Annotated in this window: 19 protein-coding genes and 1 tRNA gene; 12 read left to right on the top strand and 8 right to left on the bottom strand. The window is 58.6% G+C overall.

Annotation, left to right across the window (positions count from 1 at the left end):
* Positions 1-32: 32 nt before the first annotated feature.
* A complete protein-coding gene (locus AB731_RS10495; protein ID WP_052769033.1) occupies positions 33-2,966 on the bottom strand; it encodes a TonB-dependent receptor in 2,934 nt (977 codons plus the stop codon).
* 247 nt (positions 2,967-3,213) lie between these two features.
* Between AB731_RS10495 and infA the strand changes: the two genes are divergently transcribed.
* From infA to AB731_RS10475, 5 genes are all read left to right on the top strand, one after another.
* Entirely contained in the window at positions 3,214-3,465 is a 252-nt protein-coding gene (infA, locus tag AB731_RS10490; RefSeq protein WP_047094177.1) for a translation initiation factor IF-1, read from the top strand.
* Between the two features lie 11 nt (positions 3,466-3,476).
* A complete protein-coding gene (locus AB731_RS10485; protein ID WP_047094292.1) occupies positions 3,477-4,058 on the top strand; it encodes a Maf family protein in 582 nt (193 codons plus the stop codon).
* Complete coding sequence (locus tag AB731_RS10480) at positions 4,051-5,028, top strand: ribonuclease E/G (RefSeq protein ID WP_047094178.1); 978 nt, start codon at positions 4,051-4,053, stop codon at positions 5,026-5,028. Before AB731_RS10485 ends, AB731_RS10480 begins: the two co-directional genes overlap by 8 nt.
* A complete protein-coding gene (locus AB731_RS13840) occupies positions 5,025-5,189 on the top strand; it encodes a DNA gyrase inhibitor YacG (RefSeq protein WP_082126460.1) in 165 nt (54 codons plus the stop codon). The genes AB731_RS10480 and AB731_RS13840 overlap by 4 nt, the downstream gene beginning before the upstream one ends.
* Positions 5,190-5,294: 105 nt before the next feature.
* A tRNA-Phe gene (locus AB731_RS10475) sits at positions 5,295-5,369 on the top strand.
* A 93-nt stretch (positions 5,370-5,462) separates the two neighbouring features.
* On the opposite strand, the gene AB731_RS10470 is transcribed toward AB731_RS10475, so the two are convergent.
* Positions 5,463-7,082 (bottom strand): FAD-dependent oxidoreductase, encoded by a 1,620-nt coding sequence (locus AB731_RS10470; protein ID WP_047094293.1) that lies wholly within the window; start codon positions 7,080-7,082, stop codon positions 5,463-5,465.
* 560 nt (positions 7,083-7,642) lie between these two features.
* Here AB731_RS10470 and AB731_RS10465 point away from each other — a divergent pair.
* The gene (locus tag AB731_RS10465) at positions 7,643-8,164 is read left to right on the top strand and encodes a hypothetical protein (RefSeq protein ID WP_052769034.1); all 522 of its coding nucleotides are present in this window, start codon (positions 7,643-7,645) and stop codon (positions 8,162-8,164) included.
* 84 nt (positions 8,165-8,248) lie between these two features.
* Here AB731_RS10465 and AB731_RS10460 read toward each other — a convergent pair whose 3' ends face one another.
* Positions 8,249-8,665: a hypothetical protein gene (locus AB731_RS10460; protein ID WP_047094179.1), complete on the bottom strand. Its 417-nt coding sequence runs from the start codon at positions 8,663-8,665 to the stop codon at positions 8,249-8,251.
* A 239-nt stretch (positions 8,666-8,904) separates the two neighbouring features.
* On the opposite strand from AB731_RS10460, the gene purC reads away from it, so the two are divergent.
* Both purC and AB731_RS10450 read left to right on the top strand, forming a co-directional pair.
* Positions 8,905-9,714, top strand: a complete 810-nt coding sequence (gene purC, locus AB731_RS10455; RefSeq protein WP_047094180.1) for a phosphoribosylaminoimidazolesuccinocarboxamide synthase — start codon at positions 8,905-8,907, stop codon at positions 9,712-9,714.
* Between the two features lie 150 nt (positions 9,715-9,864).
* Positions 9,865-12,726: a M16 family metallopeptidase gene (locus tag AB731_RS10450; RefSeq protein ID WP_162199482.1), complete on the top strand. Its 2,862-nt coding sequence runs from the start codon at positions 9,865-9,867 to the stop codon at positions 12,724-12,726.
* Positions 12,727-12,794: 68 nt separating this feature from the next.
* Here the strand turns inward: AB731_RS10450 and AB731_RS10445 are convergent, their stop codons facing one another.
* Positions 12,795-14,018: a bifunctional alpha/beta hydrolase/OsmC family protein gene (locus tag AB731_RS10445; RefSeq protein WP_047094182.1), complete on the bottom strand. Its 1,224-nt coding sequence runs from the start codon at positions 14,016-14,018 to the stop codon at positions 12,795-12,797.
* 130 nt (positions 14,019-14,148) lie between these two features.
* On the opposite strand from AB731_RS10445, the gene purS reads away from it, so the two are divergent.
* Together purS and purQ are read left to right on the top strand one after the other, a co-directional pair.
* On the top strand, positions 14,149-14,385 hold the full coding sequence (gene purS / locus AB731_RS10440) for a phosphoribosylformylglycinamidine synthase subunit PurS (protein ID WP_047094183.1): 237 nt from the start codon (positions 14,149-14,151) through the stop codon (positions 14,383-14,385).
* Positions 14,382-15,047 (top strand): phosphoribosylformylglycinamidine synthase subunit PurQ, encoded by a 666-nt coding sequence (gene purQ, locus AB731_RS10435; protein ID WP_047094184.1) that lies wholly within the window; start codon positions 14,382-14,384, stop codon positions 15,045-15,047. The genes purS and purQ overlap by 4 nt, the downstream gene beginning before the upstream one ends.
* Before the next feature lie 38 nt (positions 15,048-15,085).
* Here purQ and AB731_RS10430 read toward each other — a convergent pair whose 3' ends face one another.
* The 4 genes from AB731_RS10430 to glmU all read right to left on the bottom strand — a co-directional run bounded on the left by AB731_RS10430 (position 15,086) and on the right by glmU (position 21,015).
* Entirely contained in the window at positions 15,086-17,368 is a 2,283-nt protein-coding gene (locus tag AB731_RS10430) for a putative bifunctional diguanylate cyclase/phosphodiesterase (RefSeq protein WP_231638921.1), read from the bottom strand.
* A gap of 137 nt (positions 17,369-17,505) precedes the next feature.
* Positions 17,506-19,329 carry a glutamine--fructose-6-phosphate transaminase (isomerizing) gene (glmS, locus tag AB731_RS10425; protein WP_047094186.1) on the bottom strand — a complete coding sequence of 608 codons (1,824 nt, stop codon included), beginning with the start codon at positions 19,327-19,329 and terminating at the stop codon, positions 17,506-17,508.
* Between the two features lie 19 nt (positions 19,330-19,348).
* Positions 19,349-19,660 (bottom strand): hypothetical protein, encoded by a 312-nt coding sequence (locus AB731_RS10420; protein ID WP_047094187.1) that lies wholly within the window; start codon positions 19,658-19,660, stop codon positions 19,349-19,351.
* Positions 19,657-21,015: a bifunctional UDP-N-acetylglucosamine diphosphorylase/glucosamine-1-phosphate N-acetyltransferase GlmU gene (glmU, locus tag AB731_RS10415; RefSeq protein ID WP_082126459.1), complete on the bottom strand. Its 1,359-nt coding sequence runs from the start codon at positions 21,013-21,015 to the stop codon at positions 19,657-19,659. Before glmU ends, AB731_RS10420 begins: the two co-directional genes overlap by 4 nt.
* A 62-nt stretch (positions 21,016-21,077) precedes the next feature.
* Between glmU and AB731_RS10410 the strand changes: the two genes are divergently transcribed.
* Both AB731_RS10410 and AB731_RS10405 read left to right on the top strand, forming a co-directional pair.
* Entirely contained in the window at positions 21,078-21,773 is a 696-nt protein-coding gene (locus AB731_RS10410; RefSeq protein WP_047094189.1) for an HAD hydrolase-like protein, read from the top strand.
* A 49-nt stretch (positions 21,774-21,822) separates the two neighbouring features.
* Positions 21,823-22,878: a hypothetical protein gene (locus AB731_RS10405; protein ID WP_047094190.1), complete on the top strand. Its 1,056-nt coding sequence runs from the start codon at positions 21,823-21,825 to the stop codon at positions 22,876-22,878.
* The last annotated feature ends 38 nt before the right edge of the window (positions 22,879-22,916 follow it).

Below are 22,916 nucleotides of genomic sequence, written 5' to 3'. Positions count from 1 at the left end.
CAGCGAAAACTGTCTCAAAACCCCTCAAAAAGTCAGAACAGTTTGCGAAATTCAATTTCGAAACTGCGCCCGCGCGGATCGATCAGGAATGGCTGATACCGCAGCGGAGTTGCGCCGCTGCTGTCCGTCACGCGCTGACGCGAGTCGAACAGATTGTCGATATCGAAGCCGATGCGCGAACCTTTCAAAAACGGTATTGCTGCCACCAGATTGTCGCGCTGGCCAAGATCCACGAAAGTGCGAATATTGATGGTCGCAAAATCATCAAAAAACAGGTCTGTGCTTCCTGCCAGGCCCGATCCGTTGATGCGCGACTGCCCCGTGTATCTGGCAAACAGCAACATGCCATAGCCATCATAGAACGCTCCGCTGCGCCAGGTGATCGAATGGCGCGGCTGCCCGCCTCCGGACAGTGCATCTCCGTCCAGCAGATCGAGCAACGGAATGTTCGGCGCGATCAGCACTGTGTTTTCCAGCTCCAGCGTATACTGGATATTGGCAAACCAGCGGCCAACCGGCGGACCGTCGCCGCCGCCGAAGGGGCTGAAGCCGCGACCGCCACGGCCACGTCCCCCGCCGCCGCCTCGGTTGCCGCCACGCGCCTGGCTATCGCCGCCACCGGGCCGGCCTTCGCCGCGCGGCGGACCATCACCGGCGCCTTCGGGGCGCCCGGCCATTTGCGCTCCATCGGTGCTGCAAATACGCTCACGCAGCGCTGCAAAACGTTCCGGATCAATCTTGCCGTCTTCGCCGGTCAATCTTTCAAGCATACGCGCAGGTATCGCGAGCGGCTGCCCGCCTGGCCCAAGCGGTGCGGGTTCACCGTTTGCGGCCGCTTCAAGCGCGGCATCGAATCGTGCGATGACCACATCGGGCTCTGCTGTGCAAAATTGCTCGCGCATTTGGGCCATCTGTTCCGGGCCGGGCCTCCCGCCACCTTCACCGCGACCTTCACTGGCACCTTCACCACCACCGGGCCTTGCAGCCGGTCCACCAGACTCTGGCCCCGAGGGACGGCCAGAGGGACTATTTGCGCCAGGAGGACCGCTTTGGCCACTCGTCTCGCCACCGCCAGCGAATTGGCCAGACATATTCAAGCCCACTTGAAACCGCTCTACATCCTGTTCAGCGAAGGTGACGAAACGTTCGTCCAGTCGGGTCAGAATGCCTGCCGCATTCCGTTCAACCCGCCCGGGAAAGGCGGCTTCGATGGCCGGGGTCAACACGGGAAAGCCCTGCGTCACATCGTCGGAGTGATTGTCGAAATATTCGATCTGCAGGCTGCTGTTTTCGATGAATGGCAATTGCCAGTTGATACCGAACTTCCAGTCGCTCTGGCTTTGTGCCGGAAGTAGCGGATTGCCGCCTGTAATAACCGTAACCAGCACGGTTTCATTGTTGGCAATATCGAAGACAGGAACGTTGGGTGTCGCGATCTGCGCTGTGCCAAGCTCGCTCAGCGATGGAGAGCTGTCGCGGTTGATATAGGTCGCAGTAAGAGTGAGCCCTTCAATCACACCCCAGGTCACACCCGCCGACCAGTCAAACAGGGTGCCGAAATCAGATTGTTCGAAAACAGCGGCGTTGAAGTTGAGCGAAATATCACCCAGCGCGCTGCCGAAATCCTCATCCCGGCTGGTAATCGGTACGCCGACATTCAGGCCCGCCTGCCAGCGCGTCCGGTCAAGATTGGTAATCAGTCCGGGATTGCCCGTATCGGTGCTTTCGATGCCATTGGCGCGGTAGCCGGCGATTGCTGTGACCGACATCTCGCCGCCCGGCAGATAGACCGGATTGCCGCGTGCCGTAAGAAGCGCGTTCACGGTATAAGTGTTCGTTTCAGAGCGATCGAAACCCGCTTCCGCAAAATCGCCAAGGTCGGCATCGATAGCGAGATTGCCAGCTGCGGCGGCCGCTACAAGAGAAGTGGTGTCGAGCCGTAGCTGGGTATCGTTGACGGAATCGGTGATGGTTGCGTCAACCGTACCTGTAACCTGCCAGTCACCCACACCGGCATTGATACTGGCGGCTGCGGAATAGTTGTTGCTCTGGCGATCCACCGCCAGCGGGCTCGCGACATTAAACGCCCGCAGCGCGCTTTCACCTGTGTCATCTGTCAATTCAACGGTATCTAGCCCTTGCAGGCGCAAGCTGTCATTCCGCTCATATGTGGCATTCAGGCTGATCGAGTTGCCGGTTTCACCAAGCTGCGTCGTCCAGTTGGCGGTCGCCTCCACACTCGAGCTATCGCCGACAAGGCTGCGGAAGTTGGCTGGATCAGGATCGGTCGCAACATCCGGGATGCTCGCATCAGCCTGGATTACTCCGCGCTCACCCTCGGTCAAAAGGCTGGAATTGTCCCATTCCACATTGAGATTGAGGCGGCTTGGTCCGTCGATCCGCAGATAGGTGCCTTGTACCTCCTGCTGGGAAAAGCCACCGTCGAACGGTTGGCCATATTCAAGCTCGACGCTCTGGCTGGAATAATTGTCCTTCAGGATGATATTGACCACACGCTGATCAGCCGAATAGCCGAACCGCTGCGCCACTTCCTCGCTGAAAACCTCGGTCCGCTCGATGGCTTCGGGTGGATAACTGCGCAATTCGCGAAAATTGGAAATCCGCACGCCGTTCACCAGAATGACCGGAAAACCGCCTCCGCGTCCTCGCCCGCTGGAAACCTGCGGCCCAAGCGCCTCGATCAATTCGGCGATGGAGCCAGCACCGTATGCGGCGATATCGTCTTCATCCAGCTCAAGAATTGGCGGTTGCGGCGAATCGATGCGGCCGCGCAGGCGTGCGCCGTAAACGATGATCTGATCGATATCGTCTTCCGATTGCGCAGGGTCCGGACCGGTTGGCGGCTCCGGATTGGCGTCCTGCGCGCTTGCCGCACCTGCATTGAAAGGCTGCAATGCGAGCATAACCGCAATGACCGCGATACTCGTGGTGGTATGAGCGCGCACTGTTAATCCTTGAAAAATATGATCAGGTCCCCACCTTCTGAGACGTATGTGCCGTAACGCACGGGACCTCAAGATGGTCCAAAGTATCAATTTGTCGCATTATACTGCGACATTTGGGTCACAATCGTTCCAGTCGAACTTGGTGCCTCATGCCGGACTTCCCTTTTACGGGAGGGAACGCTATGCGCCGCCCAATATGAAATTCTGACGCGAATTGTCGCCCATCACAAAGGACTTGAGAAACTGAATGGCTAAAGAAGAACTCCTCGAAATGCGCGGCAAGGTAGTGGAGCTGCTGCCCAACGCGATGTTCCGGGTCGAGCTCGAAAACGGTCACGAAGTCCTTGGTCATACCGCTGGTCGGATGCGCAAGAACCGTATCCGCGTTCTAGTTGGTGACGAAGTTCTGTGTGAACTCACACCCTATGATCTCACCAAGGCGCGTATCACCTACCGCTTTATGCCGGGCCGCGCCGGGCCTCCAGGCTACACGGGCTAATGCTGTCGGGCATGCCAACGCCCGGCCCCTCTCTCATTCTGGCATCGGCCAGCCCGAGACGGCGCGAATTGCTCGCGCGGATCGGCGTGAAGCCTGATGCCATATGTCCTGCCGATATCGACGAGACGCCGCACAAGGCGGAATTGCCGCGGACCTATGCCATACGCATGGCACACGAAAAAGCGCTGGCAGTTGCGGCAGGGGATGCTCACGTACTGGCAGGCGATACGGTTGTGGCCTGCGGACGGCGAATCCTGCCCAAGGCAGAGGACGAACAAACCGCACGCAAATGCCTGGAATTGCTTTCCGGCCGTCGGCACCGCGTCCTCAGCGCCATCGCATTGGCTGCACCTGATGGCACAGTGCGGGCAAAGTTGAGTGAAACCCAGCTTAAATTCAAACGCCTCTCTCCTGACGAGATAAACGCTTACATCGCCAGCGGTGAATGGCACGGGAAGGCTGGTGGATACGCGATCCAGGGCATGGCCGAAGCGCTTATCCCGTGGATTCAGGGTAGCCATTCAGCAGTCATGGGACTGCCACTGTACGAAACACGCACACTATTGAAAGCTGCAGGATTCAAGCTTGGCTAAGTGGCTGGTCGAGGAAGGTATCGGCGAACATCGTGCGATCCAGCTCGGGCCTGATGGCATCGAAGAGGCGCGCATTTTCTGGCCGGGCACGCGCTTGGTGGCAGGCGAAATTGCCGATGCAAAGCTGCGCGAACGCATCGGGGAAGGCGGCCGTGGCCGGGTGGAGTTTCCCAGCGGAGAGCAGGCATTCGCTGCGCAGATCCCGCGCTCTGTCAGCATCGGGGCACCGGTGCGAATGCAGGTCACGCGCGAAGCCATTGCAGAACGCGGTCGTTTCAAACTCGCGCAGTCCCGCTTCAGCGATGCCCCTGTCCGTCCGGGACCTGCGCTTGCGCAGTCGCTTGTCGATGAGAGTCACGAGGTCGAATTGATCCGCCGCTTTCCCGATCAGGCGGATTGGCAGGAACTGTGGCTGGACGCTGCCAGCCAGAAGGTGACCTTTGACGGCGGCAGCCTGTTGTTCGCAGAAACCCCTGCAATGACGCTGATCGATGTCGATGGCAGTGCGCAGCGGGCCGCCCAGCAGAAGGCCGTTGCCGCTTTGGCGAAGGCCCTTCGCCGTTTCGATCTTGGCGGAAATATCGGCGTTGATTTCCCCAGCGTTCAGGACAAGGCTGATCGCAAGGCAATTGACACCGGATTGGCAGAATGCCTGGACGATTGGCCGCATGAACGCACAGCGATGAACGGTTTTGGCTTTGTGCAGATCGTAACGCGGCTTTCCCGCCCATCCCTGATACACCGAATCGCCCGGAACCGGAGCGGAGCGGCAGCGCGTCTGCTCCTGCGTCGCGCAGAAGTGCTGGAAGGGCCCGGAAAGGTTGAACTGTCTGCTCACCCGGCGGTTTTGGCTGCAATCGAAGACAACTGGCTGGAAGAGCTGACCCGCCGCACCGGAAAAGAGGTTTCGATTCGACCCGATCCCGGTCTTGCACTTGAAGCCTCCCACGCCCAGCTTGTGACACGATGAATCACAAACCCTGCCCCATTTGCAAAAAGCCCCGAACGGCGGAGTTTACGCCGTTCTGTTCCACCCGCTGCCGTGATCGCGACCTCGCCCAATGGTTCAGCGATGGCTACGCCGTGCCAGGCCCGCCAGCCGCTCCTGAGGATATTGCGCAAGAAGAATAGCGGCGAAGTTGAATGTGGGGCCTTGCCAAGCGCGCCGTGCTTCGCCATAGGCCCGCACTCATTCGCACTTCGGGCACTTCGACGATGTCCGCTGGCCAGTGAAATGCCTGAGTAGCTCAGTGGTAGAGCAGACGATTGAAAATCGTCGTGTCGGTGGTTCGACTCCGCCCTCGGGCACCATTCTTTTTCCAGAAAATTGTCTTTTCCAGAAAACGTGGTGCACGCCGCCCCCTGTCTCGACGATCAATTGCGGCGTTCAGGCAATTGCGGCGTTCAGGATTTCTGCTTGGCCACGTGGTTCCAGGCGGCTGAAATCACGACGGAGCCTTCACCAACAGCGCTCGCCACCCTTTTGACGGATCCGCCGCGCACATCGCCAATAGCGAAAATGCCCGGTGTCGACGTTTCGAATGGCGAACGCGCTCCGACTTCCTCACCTGTCAGCACAAAGCCGCGCTCATCAAGCTCTGCGTGACCTTTCAGCCAATCGGTATTGGGCGCAGCTCCGATCATGATGAAAAGCGCGTTGGTAGCCAGCCGCAGCTCGCCATCAGGTCCCGACAAGGTCACTTCAGAAAGCCGGTCATCGCCGTCCAGCGCGGAAACTTCGGTTTCATGGTGGATTGTGATCGCCGGATCGCTTTCCAACCGGCGCGTCAGATATTCGGACATTGATTGCGCCAGGCTCTTTCCGCGTACCACAAGGTGTACGTGCTTTGCTGCCCGGCTCAGGAACATTGCCGCCTGCCCTGCAGAATTGCCACCACCAACCACAATGGCCTCGTTGTTGCGGCAGAAGCGCGCTTCCATGTCGGTTGCAGCGTAATAGATGCCGGCACCTTCGAACTCAGCCAGCCGGGCGATTGGCAGCCGGCGATATTTAACCCCCGTTGCGACCACCACTGCATGGGCGCAAATCTCGTCTTCGTTATTATCCAGCGTGGCGCAGAAGCGGCCATCATCTGTTTGCCGTAATGCGGTAACACGGCGGGGCATCGCAAAACGCGTGCCGAATTTCATCGCCTGGATTTCGCCACGGTACACCAGATCAGCGCCGGAAATGCCGGTCGGAAATCCCATATAGTTTTCGATACGGCTTGACCTGCCTGCCTGACCGCCAATCGCCGTATCTTCGACGAGAAGAGCGCACAGCCCCTCCGCACCGGCATATACTGCCGCTGCGACCCCGCCCGGTCCGCCGCCAACGATCAACACATCATAATCGCGGTTGGAACAGATGTTCAGATCAAGACCCAGCTTCTGCGCCACTTTGCGCGGAGTGGGGTCTGCCATCACTTCGCTATCGCCCATGATTACCGATGGTTTGTGATCGGAAAGTTTGCACAGCTCCAGCGCCTCTTCCTCAGACGAATCGAGGTCGTAACTTTCGTAGGGGACGCGGTTGCGGCGCAGGAAACTCTCCACCCTTTGGACTGCGCCATCGCGGTCTGCTCCGATGAGTTTGACCGAAGAATTCTGCGCCTCGAACTGCTTGCGCCGCCGCGCTGCAAACACCGAAATAACATGGTCTGAAAGCTCCGGCACTCGGCTCATGAGCTCCAGCATCGCCTCTCGAGGTGCAGCGACAACCTTGGTCACACTGGCAGCTCGCATGGGCAGAAACCATGTGCCCGCGTTCAAAAACCCGATCTCGCCCATGAACTGCGTTGGCCCGAGCGAAGCATCAAGCAGACGTTCGCCCGACCAGGGGTCGACAACTTCAATCTCACCTTCGAGAACGTAGAGAAATTCATCCATCGGCTGACCGACTTCGGCAACCATATCGCCGCATTCGTAAGTTCGTTCGGACCCGATGGCGCAGATCATGGCGACATGGCGGTCAGCAAGCGGGACGCGCTTCATCGTCTCGAGATCGGCAGCAATTGATTCCATGAAAAGGTCTCCCCAAGCGAGGAAGATGGCATAACGCGCGGACTTTACAAGGCCGCCCGGCGGCCCCGCGACTACGCTGGAGCGACTGCAAAGCATGGCCGCAGCGGGCAGCGGGAAGACTGTGCCGGGAATGGACGAATACCATCACCTTTGCCGGGAATTGTGGAATCGCCCGGGCCGGCGCAGAACATGCGTTATGTCCTGCGCCCCGATGAAGAGGCTCTGATTTTTACCAGTTGGACCATCATGCGGTGCCTTTCGCCCTTGGCGGGCGGAAGCAAGATGCAAAGCTTTTCCTGTCGATCCGGAAGAAGCGGATTGGCACAGCACCGCTGATCTCTTCGTGTGATCGAAACATGGCCGCCGTCTGGTGATGCAGGCGAGGTCCAGATCTCTCTCAGCGGGCCTCTTCTATCCGGTAGAGCGGCGCAGCATGTGGTTGTGATAGCGAGAAATTGTATCTCAGCGACATTCGGCAAAGCGTGCCTCATTTGCGATTGATTACAGTCGAAACTTGAGGATATGCAGCTCCCACCAAATCTTGGAGGGACGTAATCATAATGAAAAAAATCTTTGCTTCTGCGCTGCTCGCTGCATCAGTTGGTCTTTCGGGCTGCGCAACGGTTTTGAATGGCACCAGCCAGCCGGTCGAATTCGAATCAGAACCAACTGGTGCCGTTATCGAAACGCTGGCCGGGCAGACGTGCACAACGCCTTGCACCTTCGAAATGCGCCGCGGCGATGATTCCATGGTCACCTTCACCGCCGCAGGTTACGCGCCGGTGAGCATCTATCTGCAAAGCCGCACCAGCGGCAGCGTTGCCGGCAATTTGCTGGCCGGCGGTCTTATCGGCGGCGTAGTCGATGCCAGCAACGGCGCATCAAACCGCCTGCATCCCGATCCTGTCTATATCCGCATGGCAGCTACCGGTTCCGGCGATCAGGCTGTGCTGCTGGATAAGGACGGCGAAGTGATCTCGACCGTCGCCGAATACAACGCCGAAGTTGGCGAAGACGTTCGCGAAGGCATTGTTGGCCAAGGCCTTTATGCCTCCGTCGAAGATGTCCCGATGGCTGATTGACCAACCGCGACCGAATGGAAAACGGGGCGTGCTGGATGACCAGCGCGCCCCGTTTTCTTTTACCCTTCGGGCCTCTCAGCTGCCTTAGCTGTCGGCGCGAACCACAATAGCCGTATTGCCGCTTTCGCGGTTGATCGATGTCCAGACGCCGTCTTCGCCAACAACTTCGTCAGAGCAGGTTTCCGCTTCGCCTTCGTCGGTTGAGCACCACACGTTCGGGCCATCCGTCCGCCATGTGCCCGAACCCTCGGTTCCATCGCTCGAAATCCAGGACATGGTGCCGTCCGCGTTGACGATTTCGGTAATGACAGACCCATCTGCCAAGGTTACTTCGTAGGTGCCGGTTGCAGGCTGACCATCCGCTGCCAATGCCACTTCTGCGGCAGGCTCGTCCGCGACCATTGCCTCGTCCACGGCAGGTGCTTCGGCAGCTTCTTCACCGGAATTGCAGGCCGCCAGTGCAAAGCTTGCAGCAGCCACAAAAAATACAGATCTACGCATAGAAAACTTCCCCTAAATGGCGCGACCCGCAGTTCACGTAACAGTTGCCTGTCATGTTTGATAGCGCGAAGGATGGCGGATGGTCCCTGTGGTTCCAATTGCCCTCCTCTGCTGGCGGGTGTATAGGCCACCTCGACCGCGCCCTGGCCCATGCGAAGCGGATGCATCGCACGTGCCGGGGCGGTTTGTTTTTGTTACGCCCAGGTTTCCTGACTGGGCGAAGATCGAAAGGCCTGCCCATGTCCCGCCGCCGCCAGATTTACGAAGGCAAGGCCAAGATCCTTTATGAAGGTCCGGAACCCGGCACCATCATCCAGTATTTCAAGGACGATGCCACAGCCTTCAACGCCGAAAAACGCGGCACGATCAATGGCAAGGGCGTGATCAACAACCGTATCAGCGAACACGTGTTCACGCGCCTTGCGCATATTGGCATCCCGACGCACTTCATCCGGCGCCTCAACATGCGCGAACAGCTTGTGCGTCAGGTGGAAATCATTCCGCTTGAAGTGGTCGTGCGCAATATTGCGGCGGGCTCCATTTCCAAACGCCTCGGTATCGAAGAAGGCGATATGCTGCCGCACACGCTGATCGAATATTATCTGAAGTCGGATGAACTGGGCGATCCGCTGGTCGCCGAAGAACATATCGCGTGCTTCAACTGGGCCAGCCATGAAGAAATGCAGGATATTGCCGCCATGGCCATCCGCATCAATGATTTCATGTGCGGGATGTTTGCTGCGATCGATATCAAGCTGGTCGATTTCAAACTGGAGTTCGGGCGCATTTTCGATGGCGATTTCAGCCGTGTTATTCTCGCTGACGAAATCAGCCCTGACAATTGCCGCCTGTGGGATTTCAATACCGGCGAAAAGTTGGACAAGGACCGGTTCCGGCGTGATCTTGGCGGTGAGGAAGAAGCCTATCAGGAAGTCGCGAGACGCCTCGGATTGCTCCAGAAGGATGATGACGGCGAACCTGGCGAAGTGCTCGATATGAGCGCGCATCGCTCGCGCTTGCGCCAATCCCCGCAAAAACCGAAAAAATAGCCCGAAAATAGCGGGATAGTTCGAAATACAGGCCTTTGGCCTGTTGCACGGCACAGTTCACTCGTTACACTGGTAACGGGACGAACAGGCGTGCTTAATCTGCGCGCCCTGGATCAGATATGAAGCTTTTGATTTAAGAGGACTATGCCGATGACAATCCGCCGTGCACTCAGCACTACCATTTCCAGTGCCACTCTGGCTTTCACGCTCGCTCTTGCCGCCCCTGCGGCAGCACAAGTCGGCCCGAGCGAAGGCTGGGGCATGGAAGCCACCGATGTCGAGCCGGATGAGACCTTCACGTACGGTCAGCTGTCCAATGGCATGAAATATGCCATCCGTCAGAACGATACGCCGGATGGCGCCGCATCTCTGCGCCTGCACTTCGATTTCGGATCCTTTGGTGAAGCCGATAACGAACAGGGCCTCGCCCACTTCATTGAACACATGGCGTTCAACGGCACAACCAACGTGCCCGAAGGCGAAATGATACCTTTGCTGGAGCGTCTTGGCCTGGCTTTTGGACCAGACACGAACGCCTACACGAGCTTCGATGAAACCGTGTATATGCTCGATGTTCCCAATGCGACCGAGTACGGACTTGAAGTCGCGCTGTTCTTGCTGCGTGAAACCGCCAGTGAAATACAGTTCGCACCCGAGGCAGTTGACCGTGAGCGTGAAATTCTGGTGAGCGAGCGCCGGACACGTGACAGCGCCGGTCTGCGCAACTTCCGCGACCTGTTCGACTTCCGTATCCCCGGCACACGATACAACACGCGTTTCCCGATTGGCACCGACGAAATTCTGCGTGAAGCCCCGGCAGAAAGGCTGCGCGATCTTTACTACCGGTTCTACCGCCCGGAAAACGCGACCCTCGTCGCCGTTGGTGATTTCGATGTTGCGGAAATGGAATCGATGATCGAAGCGCGCTTCGGCAATTGGCAGGGCCGCGGCGACGCGGATGTGATCCCGCCTCTCGGCGATGTGGATTTCGATCGTGGAACGGAATTTGATACTTTCGTCGATCCGGCAATCAGCGAAGGCGTTTCGATTTTCCAGCTGCGCCCGTACACTGATCCTGCCGATACAGTTGCGACGCGCACAGAAAGCCAGCTTCGCGATATTGCGAACACTATCGTCGGACGCCGGATCACGCGGATTTCCAATCAGGAAGACAGCCCGATCCTTGGTGGCGGTACCGGCTTTACCGACGATGAAGGCGTTGCAGATTTCGCGGTTATGTCCGTGAGCACACGTGACGGGGAATGGGAAGCGGGCCTCGGTATCGCTGAACAAGAATTGCGCCGCGCACTGCAATATGGGTTCACCCAGTCGGAACTCGATTATGTGCTGACACAGATCGACAGTTCCCTGCGCCGCTCGGTTGCGCAAGCAGAAGCGCGCGACAATCGCCAGCTTGCAATGGCGATCGTGAACGTCGCGGCAGAAAACGATTTCGTCACCGATCCCGAATGGCGTTACGAATTCTTCCAGCAAATTCGCCCTCAACTTACCGTCGCAGCCGTGAATGCCGCCTTCACCGAAATGTGGAGCCAGGGCGAACCGCTGGTGCGCGTTACGGCGAAAGAACTCGAAGGCGGGACTGAGGCCGTTGCAGCAGTTTACAATGCAAGCACCACGCTTGCCGTGGCTGAGCCGGAAGATGTTGAAGTCAGCGCGTTTGCCTACGACGACTGGGGTACGCCGGGCATGATTGTGGCCGATAGCATGATCGATGATCTGGGCATCCGCACAGTCACTTTCGCAAACAATGTGCGGCTGAACATCAAGCAGACGGATTTCGAGCCGGGCCGCGTGCGATTCAATGTAAATATGGATGGCGGCGGCTTTGCGCTGGACGGCATGAATTCGACTGCAGCGAGCATCTATCTGCAAATTGCATCGCAAGTTGGGGGCCTTGGCCAGCACAGCTTCGATGAAATTACAGAGCTTCTTGCTGGCCAGCAGGTTTCCACCGGAATTGGTGCAGGAACCGATACGTTCAGTTCGGGCGGTGTCACCACGCCGGACGATCTTGCAATGCAGATGAAGGTGAGCGCAGCTTACCTCACTGATATCGGTCTGCGTCCAGAAGCTGATGCGCGGTTCGATGCTGTGATCGATGCCGTCTGGAACCAGCTGGAATCGAATCCTGCCCAGGTCTTCAGCCTGCGTTCGAGCGAGCAGGTCGTGGACAGTCCTTATACAGAATTCCCCACGCGCGACGATCTGGCGGCGGTCGACCGTGAAGTGCTGCGCGACGCAGTGCTTGCAGCAGCTGCGAGTGGTGCGATTGAAATCGGCATTGTCGGCGACATCGATCCTGATGCGGCAATCGCTGCGGTTGCGCAAAGCTTCGGCGCTTTGTCCGAACGCAATGTGGGATTCTCCGAATTTGCGGACAAGCGTGTGGTGACATTGCGCGATCTGTCAGGAGAGGGTGTAAACGATTACACTCACACCGGGCAGGCTGATCAGGCCCTTGTCGGCAGTATCTGGCGTACCCGTGATGACAGCGATTTCCGTGAGGACATGGGGCTTACGTTGCTGTCGGGTCTGGTCCGTCTCAAGGGGCTTGAAACCCTGCGAGAGGAACTTGCGGCGACATACAGCCCGTCTGTGTCCAATTCGACCAGTTCGGACTATGTCGATGTCGGCACACTCAGTCTTTCGGCAGTCGTTGATCCGGCTCAGGCAGACGAAGTACGTGCCATCATCACTCGCCTCGCCAGCGAATTGCGCAGCGAAGCGGTGAGCGAAGACTTCCTGCTCCGTGCGCGCCAGCCGGTGCTTGAAAACATCCGTCAGTCCCGTGAAAACAACGGCTTCTGGCTGGGCGTTGCCTCTGATGCACAAAGCGAGGCCGACCGTCTCGACCGTGTGCGCCAGCAGATCGCAGTGCTTGAAAGCTGGACACCGGCTCAATTGCAGGAACTGGCACGAACCTATCTTGCACCGGATCGCCGCGCAGATACGCGCATTCTGTTCGCCGGAGACGATGCATCGGGCGAATAAGCCGCTGCAACGATAAATAACGCAAATGGCCGGGCATCACGCCCGGCCATTTTTGTTTGTGGGCAATCCTATTCAGCCGGGATCACGCTCGTATGGATGTGCAATTCGCCCTCCAGCGTCTTGTGCACCGGGCACTTGTCGGCGATTTCCAGCAAGCGAATGCGCTGCTCCGCCGTCAAATCACCTGATAGCTCAATGGCCCGGTCGATCACCTGAATCGGCACGCCGCTCTCTTCACAATCAATGCAATCCTTGTGATGATCGCGGCTATGTTCCAGCTCCACCCGCACACTTTCAAGCGGAATCCCTTTGCGATCGGCATACATCTTGATCGTCATGCTGGTGCAGGTACCCAGCGCCGCCAGCAGCAAGTCATAAGGTGTGGGGCCATGGTCTGAGCCGCCATAGCTTTCCGGCTCATCAGCTATAAACTCGTGCTTTGCCGTCCGCACCCATTGCGCGAATTTCCCGCCTGCCGTCGAAACCTCGACTGCGCCGGCGAAGTCTTGCCGCGCGGCTTCCGGCAATTTCGCAAGATAGGGCATCGCCCAAGCCGCGATCATGTCTGCCGCATATTCGGCTGATCCCGTTTCGGTCAGCAGATGGTCCGCCCCGTCCAGCGCGATGAAGCTCTTGGGATGCCTGGCAGCCTGAAAAATCTGGCGTGCATTGTCGATGCCGACAAATGCATCCTGCGGTGTATGCATTACCAGCAGAGCGCGCCCGAGCCCCGCAATCCTGTCCGCTTGCGGCTGACCGCGCCCCTGCTCCAGAAACTCGCGCGAAATGCGGAAGGTTCGCCCGGCAAGCATGACATCGCCCTCGCCGTCCGCTTCGATCCGTGCAACCGCGTCTCCAAAATGTTCGAAAACATGGTCGGTATCGAATGGCGCGTTCAGCGTGACCACGCCGCGCGCTTGCGGGATGTGCTCTGTTGCAGCAATGACGGCGGCTCCGCCCAGCGAGTGTCCGATAAGCAAGACAGGCGGCAGGCCGCGCATATCCAGAGCCTGCGCCGCAGCCACAAGATCTTCCACATTGCTGACAAATCCGGCGTTGGCGAATTCACCATCGCTGCCGCCCAGTCCGGTAAAATCGAACCGCAATACCGCCAGCCCTTTTGCCGCCAGCGCCCCCGCAACACGCGTCGCCGCATGGCTTTGCTTTGTGCAAGTAAAGCAATGGGCGAACAATGCCGCACCTATTGGTCTGGAATATAACGGTAATTCCAGACGCCCGTCCAGCACCTGTCCATTCTTGCCGATGAAGGAAAATTTCTCCGTCGCGATCATGCCTGCCGTCCTTTCGTGTCACCCGCATATCGTTTGAAATGGGGGAACGGTTTCAGTCCCTCTTGCGGGTAGCGCGGGCAATTGTCATAGGCACGCGCAAACCGATCACGCGTCCGAAAGGCCAACAGACATGAAAATCCGCATCCATGTTTCACTGAAGCCCGGCGTGCTCGACCCGCAAGGCCGCGCTGTTCACCACGCGCTGGAAGGCCTGGGCTTTGCCGGCGTAGCCGATGTGCGCATCGGCCGCCTGATTGAACTGGACGTGGCTGACGACACCAGTGACGCGGCGCTGACGGATATGTGCGAGAAATTGCTCGCGAATACGGTCATCGAAAATTATCGCATCGAAAAGGCTGCAGCGTGAAAAGCGCCGTCGTAACTTTCCCGGGTTCCAACTGTGACCGGGATATGTGGACTGCAATGCGTGATGTTTCCGGCCGTGAGCCGGTAAAAGTCTGGCATGGCGATGCGGAATTGCCGGACGGGCTTGATTTCATCGCTCTGCCAGGCGGCTTTTCCTATGGCGATTATCTGCGCAGCGGCGCGATGGCGGCGAACAGCCCGATCATGCGCTCTATCGTTGCGGCAGCGAAACGCGGTGTGCCGGTTCTGGGTGTGTGCAACGGCTTTCAGATCCTGACGGAAGCGGGCCTTTTGCCCGGCGCCCTTATGCGCAATGCGGGCCAGACATTCATCTGCCGCACGGTCGCCTTAAAGGTGGAAAATTCGCAGACCATGTTCACCAGCGGTTATGCTGCAGGCGAGGAAATCCGCATTCCAGTGGCGCATCACGATGGCAATTACTTCGCTGACGAGGAGACGCTCGACAGGCTGGAGGGCGAAGGCCGCGTGGCTTTCCGCTACGCCGAAAGCTGCAACGGTTCGCGCCGCGACATCGCCGGTATCGTCAATGCGGCAGGCAATGTGCTGGGAATGATGCCCCATCCCGAGCGCGCGATAGAAGATGCCCATGGCGGGCATGACGGGCGGCGCCTGTTTGAAAGCGCGCTGGCAGAACTGGTCTAGCTATCGCCGTCTTCGACCACGTGTCGGGCCGAGTCAGATCACGCAGCGACGCGGCGTTTTACAACCAGCGAGTGAGCCTCTGTTGCGCTCATCGGACGTCCGAAATAATATCCTTGGATCTTCGTACAACCCAGGTTCCGGATCAGGTCCGCCTGCTCGGCTGTTTCCACACCCTCCGCCGTAGTCGACATATCAAGGCTTTGCGCCATTGCGACCACCGCTCTGATAATTGCGAGGCTTTCCGGGCTGTCTTCCACCGCGCCCTGTACAAAGCTGCGGTCGACCTTGATGGTGGAGAAGCGCAGGTTTCGCAGGTAGCCTAACGAGGAATAGCCTGTGCCAAAGTCATCCAGCGCCACGGAACAGCCTAGCGCCAGAATCTCTTCCAGCGTCGAGTGCGCAGTCTTCCCGTCGCGCAGGAAGACGCTTTCGGTGACTTCAACCTCCAGCCGATGAGCGGGCAGGCCGGTTTCGGCCAGCGCGGTTACGATAGTCGCCGGGAAATTCGGCTCGAGCAGCTGTTCACCTGATACGTTGACCGCGACCTTGATGTCTTCGGGCCAGCGTGTTGCCTGACGGCACGCTTCGTGCAGCACCCACTTACCGATCGGGATAATCAGACGCGTGTCTTCTGCCAGTGGAATGAACTTTGTCGGGCTAACGAAGCCATGCTCCTTGCTGTTCCAACGCAGCAGAGCTTCAAAGCTGACGACGCCTTCCGTCTTGGCATTGACTACGGGCTGGAAATTCAGGCTCATCTCGCCCTCGGTAATCGCGTTACGCAGCGAAAACTCCAGCGAACGGCGCTCCTCTGCATCGGCGTGCAACGACGGGACATAGGTGTGATGCACCCCGCCGCCATCATCCTTGGAGCGGTATAGGGCGAGATCGGCGTTCCGCATCAGCGTTTCCACACTCTGTCCGTCGCGCGGTCCGATGGCTGAACCGACACTTGCCCCGATAAAAAGCGTGTGATTATCGACAAGGTAAGGCTGTGAGAGATGCTCGATTACCGTCTCGGCAATGAGGTCCACACGGGTGTGGTCGGTCGCATCACGGATCACGACGGCAAATTCATCGCCGCCCAGCCGTCCGCATTGCTCATTGTCAGTACAGACTTCGTTGAGGCGCTGCGCAACCTTTGTCAGCAGCCGGTCGCCCACAAGGTGGCCAAGCGAATCATTAACCTGCTTGAACCGGTCGAGATCGATCATCAGGAAGGCGCAGCGGGTGCGCCACTGCTCCGAAAAACGCATGGCTTCGCCTAGGGCTTCTGTCAGCATCAGGCGGTTCGGCAGCCCTGTCAGCGTGTCATAGCGGGCGAGGTAAGCGATCTTTTCATCACGGTCGCGCTGCTCGGTCACATCGGATCCAACGCCGCGAAAACCGATGTAATTGCCCGAAGCATCGCGCATTGGCGTCCCTGAAAGTTCCCACCAGCGGCGCTGTTCACCCAGATGCACCTGCACCAGCAAGTTCGAGAAACTCTCGCGGCGCTTCAACCGCTCGGCCAGATCATGCAGGCTGCGCGGAACTTCCCCGCTTTCGAAAGTGTGGCCTGCAATCAGCCGGATAAATCGCGCACCTTCCACATCGGCGGGTTCACGGCCCAAGGCATAGGCGAAACGCGGGCTAACCGAACGCAGGGCGCGATTGTTATCGACCTGCCACAGCCAATCCGATTCCTTTTCCTCGAATTCGCGCAGCAGCAGGGATACAACCTCGTCCTTTTCCGCAACACCTGCCTCGGCAATGCGCGCGGAAAGATATGTGCGTGCTGAATTAAGAGCGCCTGCAACAATCACAACGATAAACGCAAGGCTGGACACGGCAAACAGATAGTCGCCGGAAATGACGAAAGAGGCCGCCCCGGCGACACCCACAACCAGATCGAAAACAACGGTCGCAACCGGTGCGGAGCTGGACGTTGCGGCGCTGCCCGCCACAAGCATTGCGGCAAGGGTCCATAAGCCAAAATGCTGCGCTTCATCGCCTGAGGGCACGAAAAACAGAAGCGCGAGAACCCATGGCACAGCGCAGATGGCAACCGCAGCAGCTTGCCTGCGGAATTCCTCGATCGTCATGGAGCGCTTGGCAACGCCGATAAAGGTCCGGTCCACCCTGCCCACATTGGCAACGCCTGCCACGACCACGACGAGCCAGATCGCCAAGAGCCATGCGGGCAATGTGCCAACATACAGCGAAACCACCATGATCGCGGCAATGCCATGCGCGGCAAGCCGGATACGGGAAGCCTTGTAAAGCTCTGAATATTGCAGTGCGCGCAATCGTGCCCAGTCGCCCTCTCCTGGGTCGCGCAATCCGATTACTTGCAGCGCGCTCAATTTAAGCGGCAATTTCGGGAGGCCAGTTGGGTTCTTGCTCACCAATCCGCAATACGCCGGGAATGGTTATCACACGGTAAAGGTGCCCGAATCTTACTTAGTCAGCCCGCAATTCACTCGACCGTGACTGACTTCGCCAGATTGCGTGGCTGATCGACATCGGTGCCTTTGGCTACAGCTACATGATAGGCCAGCAATTGCACCGGCACGGCGTAAACCAGCGGCGCGATCAGCGGATGAACCTTCGGCATTTCGATGGTTGCAATGCAATCCTCCCCTGCCTGCGCAATGCCCTCTGCGTCGGAAATGAGCACAACCTGCCCGCCCCGCGCCTGCACTTCCTGCATGTTCGACACGGTCTTTTCGAACAACGGCCCTGACGGAGCGAGAACGATAACAGGCACATTTTCATCAATCAGGGCGATCGGCCCGTGCTTCATCTCGCCTGCAGCGTAACCTTCGGCGTGAATATAGCTGATTTCTTTGAGCTTTAGCGCGCCTTCAAGCGCCAGAGGGAAATCAGCCCCGCGGCCCAGATACAGCACATCACGGGCCGGAGCGATCAGATGGGCCATACTGGCGATATCATCATCATGATCGAGAGCGGCGTTCAGGCAAGCCGGTGCTTCGAGCAGATGTTCGACGATTTCTGCCTCTTCCTCCCGCGACAAACGGCCTTTCTTCACTGCAAAATGCGCAGCCAGTGCGGCGAGTACGGCAAGCTGGCAGGTAAATGCCTTGGTCGATGCGACACCGATTTCAGGTCCGGCATGAGTGGGCAACAGAAGGTCTGCCTCCCGCGCCATGGAACTTGTGGGCACATTGACGACGGCGGCGATGACCTGGCCCTGCTCGCGGCAATGGCGCAGCGCGGCCAGTGTATCCGCCGTTTCCCCGCTTTGGCTGATAAACAGTGCCAGGCCGCCTTCAGACAATACCGGATCGCGGTAACGGAATTCGCTGGCGAAATCGATGTCGACGGGAACGCGGGCGAACTGTTCAAACCAGTATTTCGCCACCATTCCGGCGTAATAGGATGTGCCGCACGCAACCAGCGTGATCCGGTCGATGGCAGAAATATCGAAGTCGATCTGCGGCAAGGCCACCTGCTGTTCAACCGGACGCAGATAGGAACGCAGGGTTTGCGCGACCACCGTCGGCTGCTCGAATATCTCCTTCTGCATGAAGTGACGGTAATTGCCCTTCTCTATTGCAGCGGCAGAGGCACCAGAGGTGCGCACTTCGCGTATGACTGCGTTGCCCTCTACATCGCGGATTTTCGCATCATCGCGGGTAATCGTGACCCAGTCGCCCTCTTCTAGGTAAGAGATTTGCTGGGTAAGCGGAGCCAGCGCGAGCGCGTCCGATCCAAGGAACATCTCACCCTCCCCGTGCCCGACGACCAACGGGGACCCGAGCCGCGCACCGATCAGCATGTCGGGATAGTCGCGAAATGCGATCGCAAGAGCGAAGGCACCGCGCAGGCGCGGCAGAACCGTCTGCACCGCCTCTTCCGGCGAATGACCCGCTTCGATCTCCCGGCTGATCAGGTGAACGACAGTTTCGGTGTCGGTATCGCTTTCGAATGTGCGCCCTTCAGCGCGCAGTTCGTCACGCAATTCCTTGAAATTCTCGATGATCCCGTTGTGCACCAGCGCAACCCGCTCTGTCGCATGCGGGTGAGCGTTCTTTTCAACAGGAGCGCCGTGGGTGGCCCACCGTGTGTGCGCGATCCCCGTTTCGCCCGGAGCCGGATTGGATGCCAGTTCTTCCACCAGATTGTGAAGTTTGCCTTCCGCCCGGCGGCGCACCAAATCGCCGCCTGTCAGCGTGCAGACGCCCGCGCTGTCATAACCGCGATATTCCATCCTGCGCAGCCCATCGACCAGCCGCGCTGCCACATCACCCTTGCCGACGATTCCGATAATTCCGCACATGTCTTTAATCCTTGCCGCCTCAGTGCGGAAAATTGGTGTCTACGAGTGTATGTGTAAAGTTGACCGGATGGGGGTCTTCGCCGGTGTGCTCGCGGTATTTGATCGCGCCCTTTTCCCAGACTTCCAATATGGCAGCCGATCCGCCTTCCGGCATTTTCAGGCGCTGCTCTACAATGTCTTTCCAGCTGCCCTCAGCGCCGAAAATGTCGCGGAAATAGGGTTCTGCCTCTACCAGCCATTTTTCCGTCGGATCATCCAGATGACCTATGGCGGCGAGGACATAGCTGTCGAGCAGCTTGAGAAAAGGCTTACCTTCGTACCGGTCGCTCATTTGCCTCCGGCCTTCTTTTTCTTCATCGCATCGTGAAACCGGTCGGCCCATCCCGGTTTGACCATCTGTTCAGCCCGCACCATGCGCAGTTCTCCCGCACTGACATCACGGCTGACCGCGCTGCCGGCAGCAACAATGGCATCCGCGCCGATATTCAACGGAGCAATCAGCGCGCTGTTCGATCCGATGAAGGCGCGTTCACCGATCACGGTCTTGTGCTTGAAATATCCATCGTAATTGCAGGTGATCGTACCCGCTCCGATATTCGCGCCCGCACCAACGGTAGCATCGCCAAGATAGGACAGGTGGCTGGCTTTCGCGCCCTCCCCCAATGTGGCTTTCTTGATCTCTACGAAATTGCCAACCTTGCTGCCTTTTTCCAGCACTGCACCAGGGCGCAGGCGCGCATAGGGGCCCACTTCAACATCTTCACCAACCGTTGCACCCTCGAGATGGCTGAACGCCTTTATGTACGCACCGGAAGCCACGACAACGCCGGGACCAAACACGACATTGGGCTCCACCACCACATCGGCGGCAAGTTCGGTATCCCAGCTGAAGAATACCGTGCTTGGAGCACGCAAGGTAACGCCCGCCTCCATCGCCTCTGCACGTTTGAATTCCTGCCACTGCGCCTCTGCTGCGGCAAGTTCAGCGCGGCTGTTGATGCCGGTGACCTCAGCCGGCCGGGGCGTGTTGACGACAGCGCAGGTCTGGCCATCAGCAATGGCAATATTGACGATATCGGGCAGATAATACTCATCCTGAGCATTGTTGTTCTGCACACGGGCGAGCAGCGCAAAGAGGTCTTCCGCGCGCGCAGCCAGCAGGCCGGAGTTGCACAAAGTGCAGGCGCGTTCCTCTTCGTTCGCGTCTTTCCATTCTACCATCTTCAGGATGCGGCCCTGCTGTGCAATCACGCGGCCATAACGCAGCGGATCATCGGGCTCGAAACCCAGCACCACGGACGATGGTGTGTCATGTGCATTCAGCCGGTCGATCATCGCCTGCATCGTTGCCGTCGAAACAAAAGGCACGTCGCCGTAAAGCACAAGCACATCGCCGCTGAAACCGGCAAGCGCTTCTTCTGCCTGCTGCACCGCATGGCCAGTGCCCAATTGCGGTTCCTGCACGCCAAACGCGCATCGGTCGCCAAGCCGTTCATGCAATTGCTCTCGCGCTTCGCCAACGATGGTAACGAGCCTTTCCGGCGCCAAGGCTTCCACACTGGCAAGCAGATGTTCGATCATCGACCTGCCGCCGACTTCATGTAGCACCTTGTGCTGATTGCTCTTCATGCGTGTGCCCTTGCCGGCGGCAAGGATGATCGCTGCGAGTGGTCTGGTTTCGCTCATGCAGCGGGCCATGCCACCAAATCATTGCGGTTTCCATACGGCAGTCTATCTGCGCAGCCGACATGGCCAATTTTCCTTTTGATATCGCCCTATTCGACCTTGACGGAACCCTGGTCGATTCCGCCCGCGACCTGTGTCCGGCGGTGAACCACGCTCTGGGCCTGATCGGTCGCGGTCCGGTTGAGGAAAGCGCGACGCGCGGCATGATCGGAGGCGGGACCGACATGATGCTCAGCCGGGCTCTGGAAGCTACTGGCGGCATGATTGCAGATGCAGAGTACCGGAAGCTGGCGCAAGATCTGCTCGACTTCTACTGGGCTCATCTCTCGGACAATACCGTACCGTATCCCGGCTGCATTGCGGCGCTGGATCAGCTTGCCTCGCTTGGCTGCACTTTGGCGGTTTGCACCAACAAATCCGAAGGACCAGCGCGTGAATTGCTGGAAGCATTGGGCATGACGCGGCACTTTTCTGCGATCTATGGCGGAGATACATTGGGGCGCAACAGGGCGAAGCCTTTACCCGATATGCTCCATGCAGCGATCGCAGATTGCGGCGGCGGCAGCGCGGTAATGATCGGCGACACGACTTTCGATGTCGGTGCAGGGAAAGCTGCAGGCTATCCCACGGTCACCTGCGGCTTCGGCTACCTTGATGTGGCCGTAAGCGAATTGGGCGGCCATGCACATATCGATCATTTCGATGAGCTGGTGCCGGTGCTGCACACGCTCAATCCCCCAGGTGTGTTGACATCATAACACAGTAAGCTAATCTCCTGCGCGGGACATCCCACAGGGGGAGAATGCGATGTATAGCGAACAAGACCTGCGCGATGCCGTAGCGGGCGGCGCGATAAGTCAGGAAGCGGCCGATGCGCTGCGGGGGCATGTTGCAGAGTTGCGGCAAATGCCGGTGACGGACGAAGAAAACTTCCGCCTTGTCAACAGCTTGAACGATATTTTTGTTACCATTGCGGCGATTCTATTGCTGGTCGCGATGGCCGGCATAGGCAGCGCGGTAGTGGCAGGTCTGGCCGGCATCCTGGTCGCAGGCGTGGCATGGTTCATGGCTGAGTTCTTCACCAGACGCCGCCGAATGGCATTGCCATCTATCATCTTGATGCTGGCATTTGTCGGGGGCATCGTATCGGCGCCGATCGAAATTCTGAGCGAGACGACCGCCGATCAGAGTGATCGCCTGGTGGGCGCTCTGGTCGCCGCCAGCTTCATTGCTGGTGCAGTCGGCGCGTTTCTGCACTGGAAGCGCTTTATGGTCCCGATCACGATTGCAGCCCTGAGCGCGACAATCGCAGCATCTGCCATCGCATTGATCGTCACAGCGATTGGTCCGGCATCAATTGCCGATCCGGAGCAGGTGATCCTATCGTTGGTGTTCATCGCCGGACTCGCCATTTTTGCCTTCGCCATGCGCTGGGATATGAGCGATCGGAAGCGCGAAACTCGCCGGAGTGATGTCGCTTTCTGGCTGCATTTGCTTGCTGCACCGATGATCGCCCATCCGCTGTTCCACTGGCTTGGCATTTCGGACGGCAGCATGGTCGGCGTTGGCGGCGCAGTGATTGTGCTGGCAGTGTATCTGGCCTTCGGACTGGTTGCGCTGGCAATTGACCGGCGTGCGCTGTTGGTGTCAGCCCTCGCCTATGTGCTGTTCGCCCTGGCAGAGCTGTTTGGTGAATTCGGCATGGTAGAGCTGTCGGTCGCGCTGACTGCGCTGGTTATCGGTTCCGCCCTGCTGATGCTGAGCGCTTTCTGGCCCGCAATTCGCGGCACTGTTGTTCAGAACCTCCCTGACGGCATGCAGGCGCGCCTACCGGTTGCCGGAGTGATCCCGCAAGCGGCCTGACCGGCTTCAATTAAATAGGGAAAGCCCGCAGGCCAGCG

Source organism: Aurantiacibacter marinus (genome assembly GCF_001021555.1).
Lineage (GTDB): Bacteria > Pseudomonadota > Alphaproteobacteria > Sphingomonadales > Sphingomonadaceae > Alteraurantiacibacter > Alteraurantiacibacter marinus.
This window is presented reverse-complemented; position numbering and strand designations above follow the sequence as displayed.

Coding starts and splice junctions, on each gene's coding strand:
- infA (WP_047094177.1), top strand. CDS start 3,214: ATGGCTAAAGAAGAACTCCTCGAAATGCGCGGCAAGGTAGTGGAGCTG.
- AB731_RS10485 (WP_047094292.1), top strand. CDS start 3,477: ATGCCAACGCCCGGCCCCTCTCTCATTCTGGCATCGGCCAGCCCGAGA.
- AB731_RS13840 (WP_082126460.1), top strand. CDS start 5,025: ATGAATCACAAACCCTGCCCCATTTGCAAAAAGCCCCGAACGGCGGAG.
- AB731_RS10470 (WP_047094293.1), bottom strand. CDS start 7,082: ATGGAATCAATTGCTGCCGATCTCGAGACGATGAAGCGCGTCCCGCTT.
- AB731_RS10465 (WP_052769034.1), top strand. CDS start 7,643: ATGAAAAAAATCTTTGCTTCTGCGCTGCTCGCTGCATCAGTTGGTCTT.
- AB731_RS10460 (WP_047094179.1), bottom strand. CDS start 8,665: ATGCGTAGATCTGTATTTTTTGTGGCTGCTGCAAGCTTTGCACTGGCG.
- purC (WP_047094180.1), top strand. CDS start 8,905: ATGTCCCGCCGCCGCCAGATTTACGAAGGCAAGGCCAAGATCCTTTAT.
- AB731_RS10450 (WP_162199482.1), top strand. CDS start 9,865: ATGACAATCCGCCGTGCACTCAGCACTACCATTTCCAGTGCCACTCTG.
- AB731_RS10445 (WP_047094182.1), bottom strand. CDS start 14,018: ATGATCGCGACGGAGAAATTTTCCTTCATCGGCAAGAATGGACAGGTG.
- purS (WP_047094183.1), top strand. CDS start 14,149: ATGAAAATCCGCATCCATGTTTCACTGAAGCCCGGCGTGCTCGACCCG.
- glmS (WP_047094186.1), bottom strand. CDS start 19,329: ATGTGCGGAATTATCGGAATCGTCGGCAAGGGTGATGTGGCAGCGCGG.
- AB731_RS10420 (WP_047094187.1), bottom strand. CDS start 19,660: ATGAGCGACCGGTACGAAGGTAAGCCTTTTCTCAAGCTGCTCGACAGC.
- glmU (WP_082126459.1), bottom strand. CDS start 21,015: ATGAGCGAAACCAGACCACTCGCAGCGATCATCCTTGCCGCCGGCAAG.
- AB731_RS10410 (WP_047094189.1), top strand. CDS start 21,078: ATGGCCAATTTTCCTTTTGATATCGCCCTATTCGACCTTGACGGAACC.
- AB731_RS10405 (WP_047094190.1), top strand. CDS start 21,823: ATGTATAGCGAACAAGACCTGCGCGATGCCGTAGCGGGCGGCGCGATA.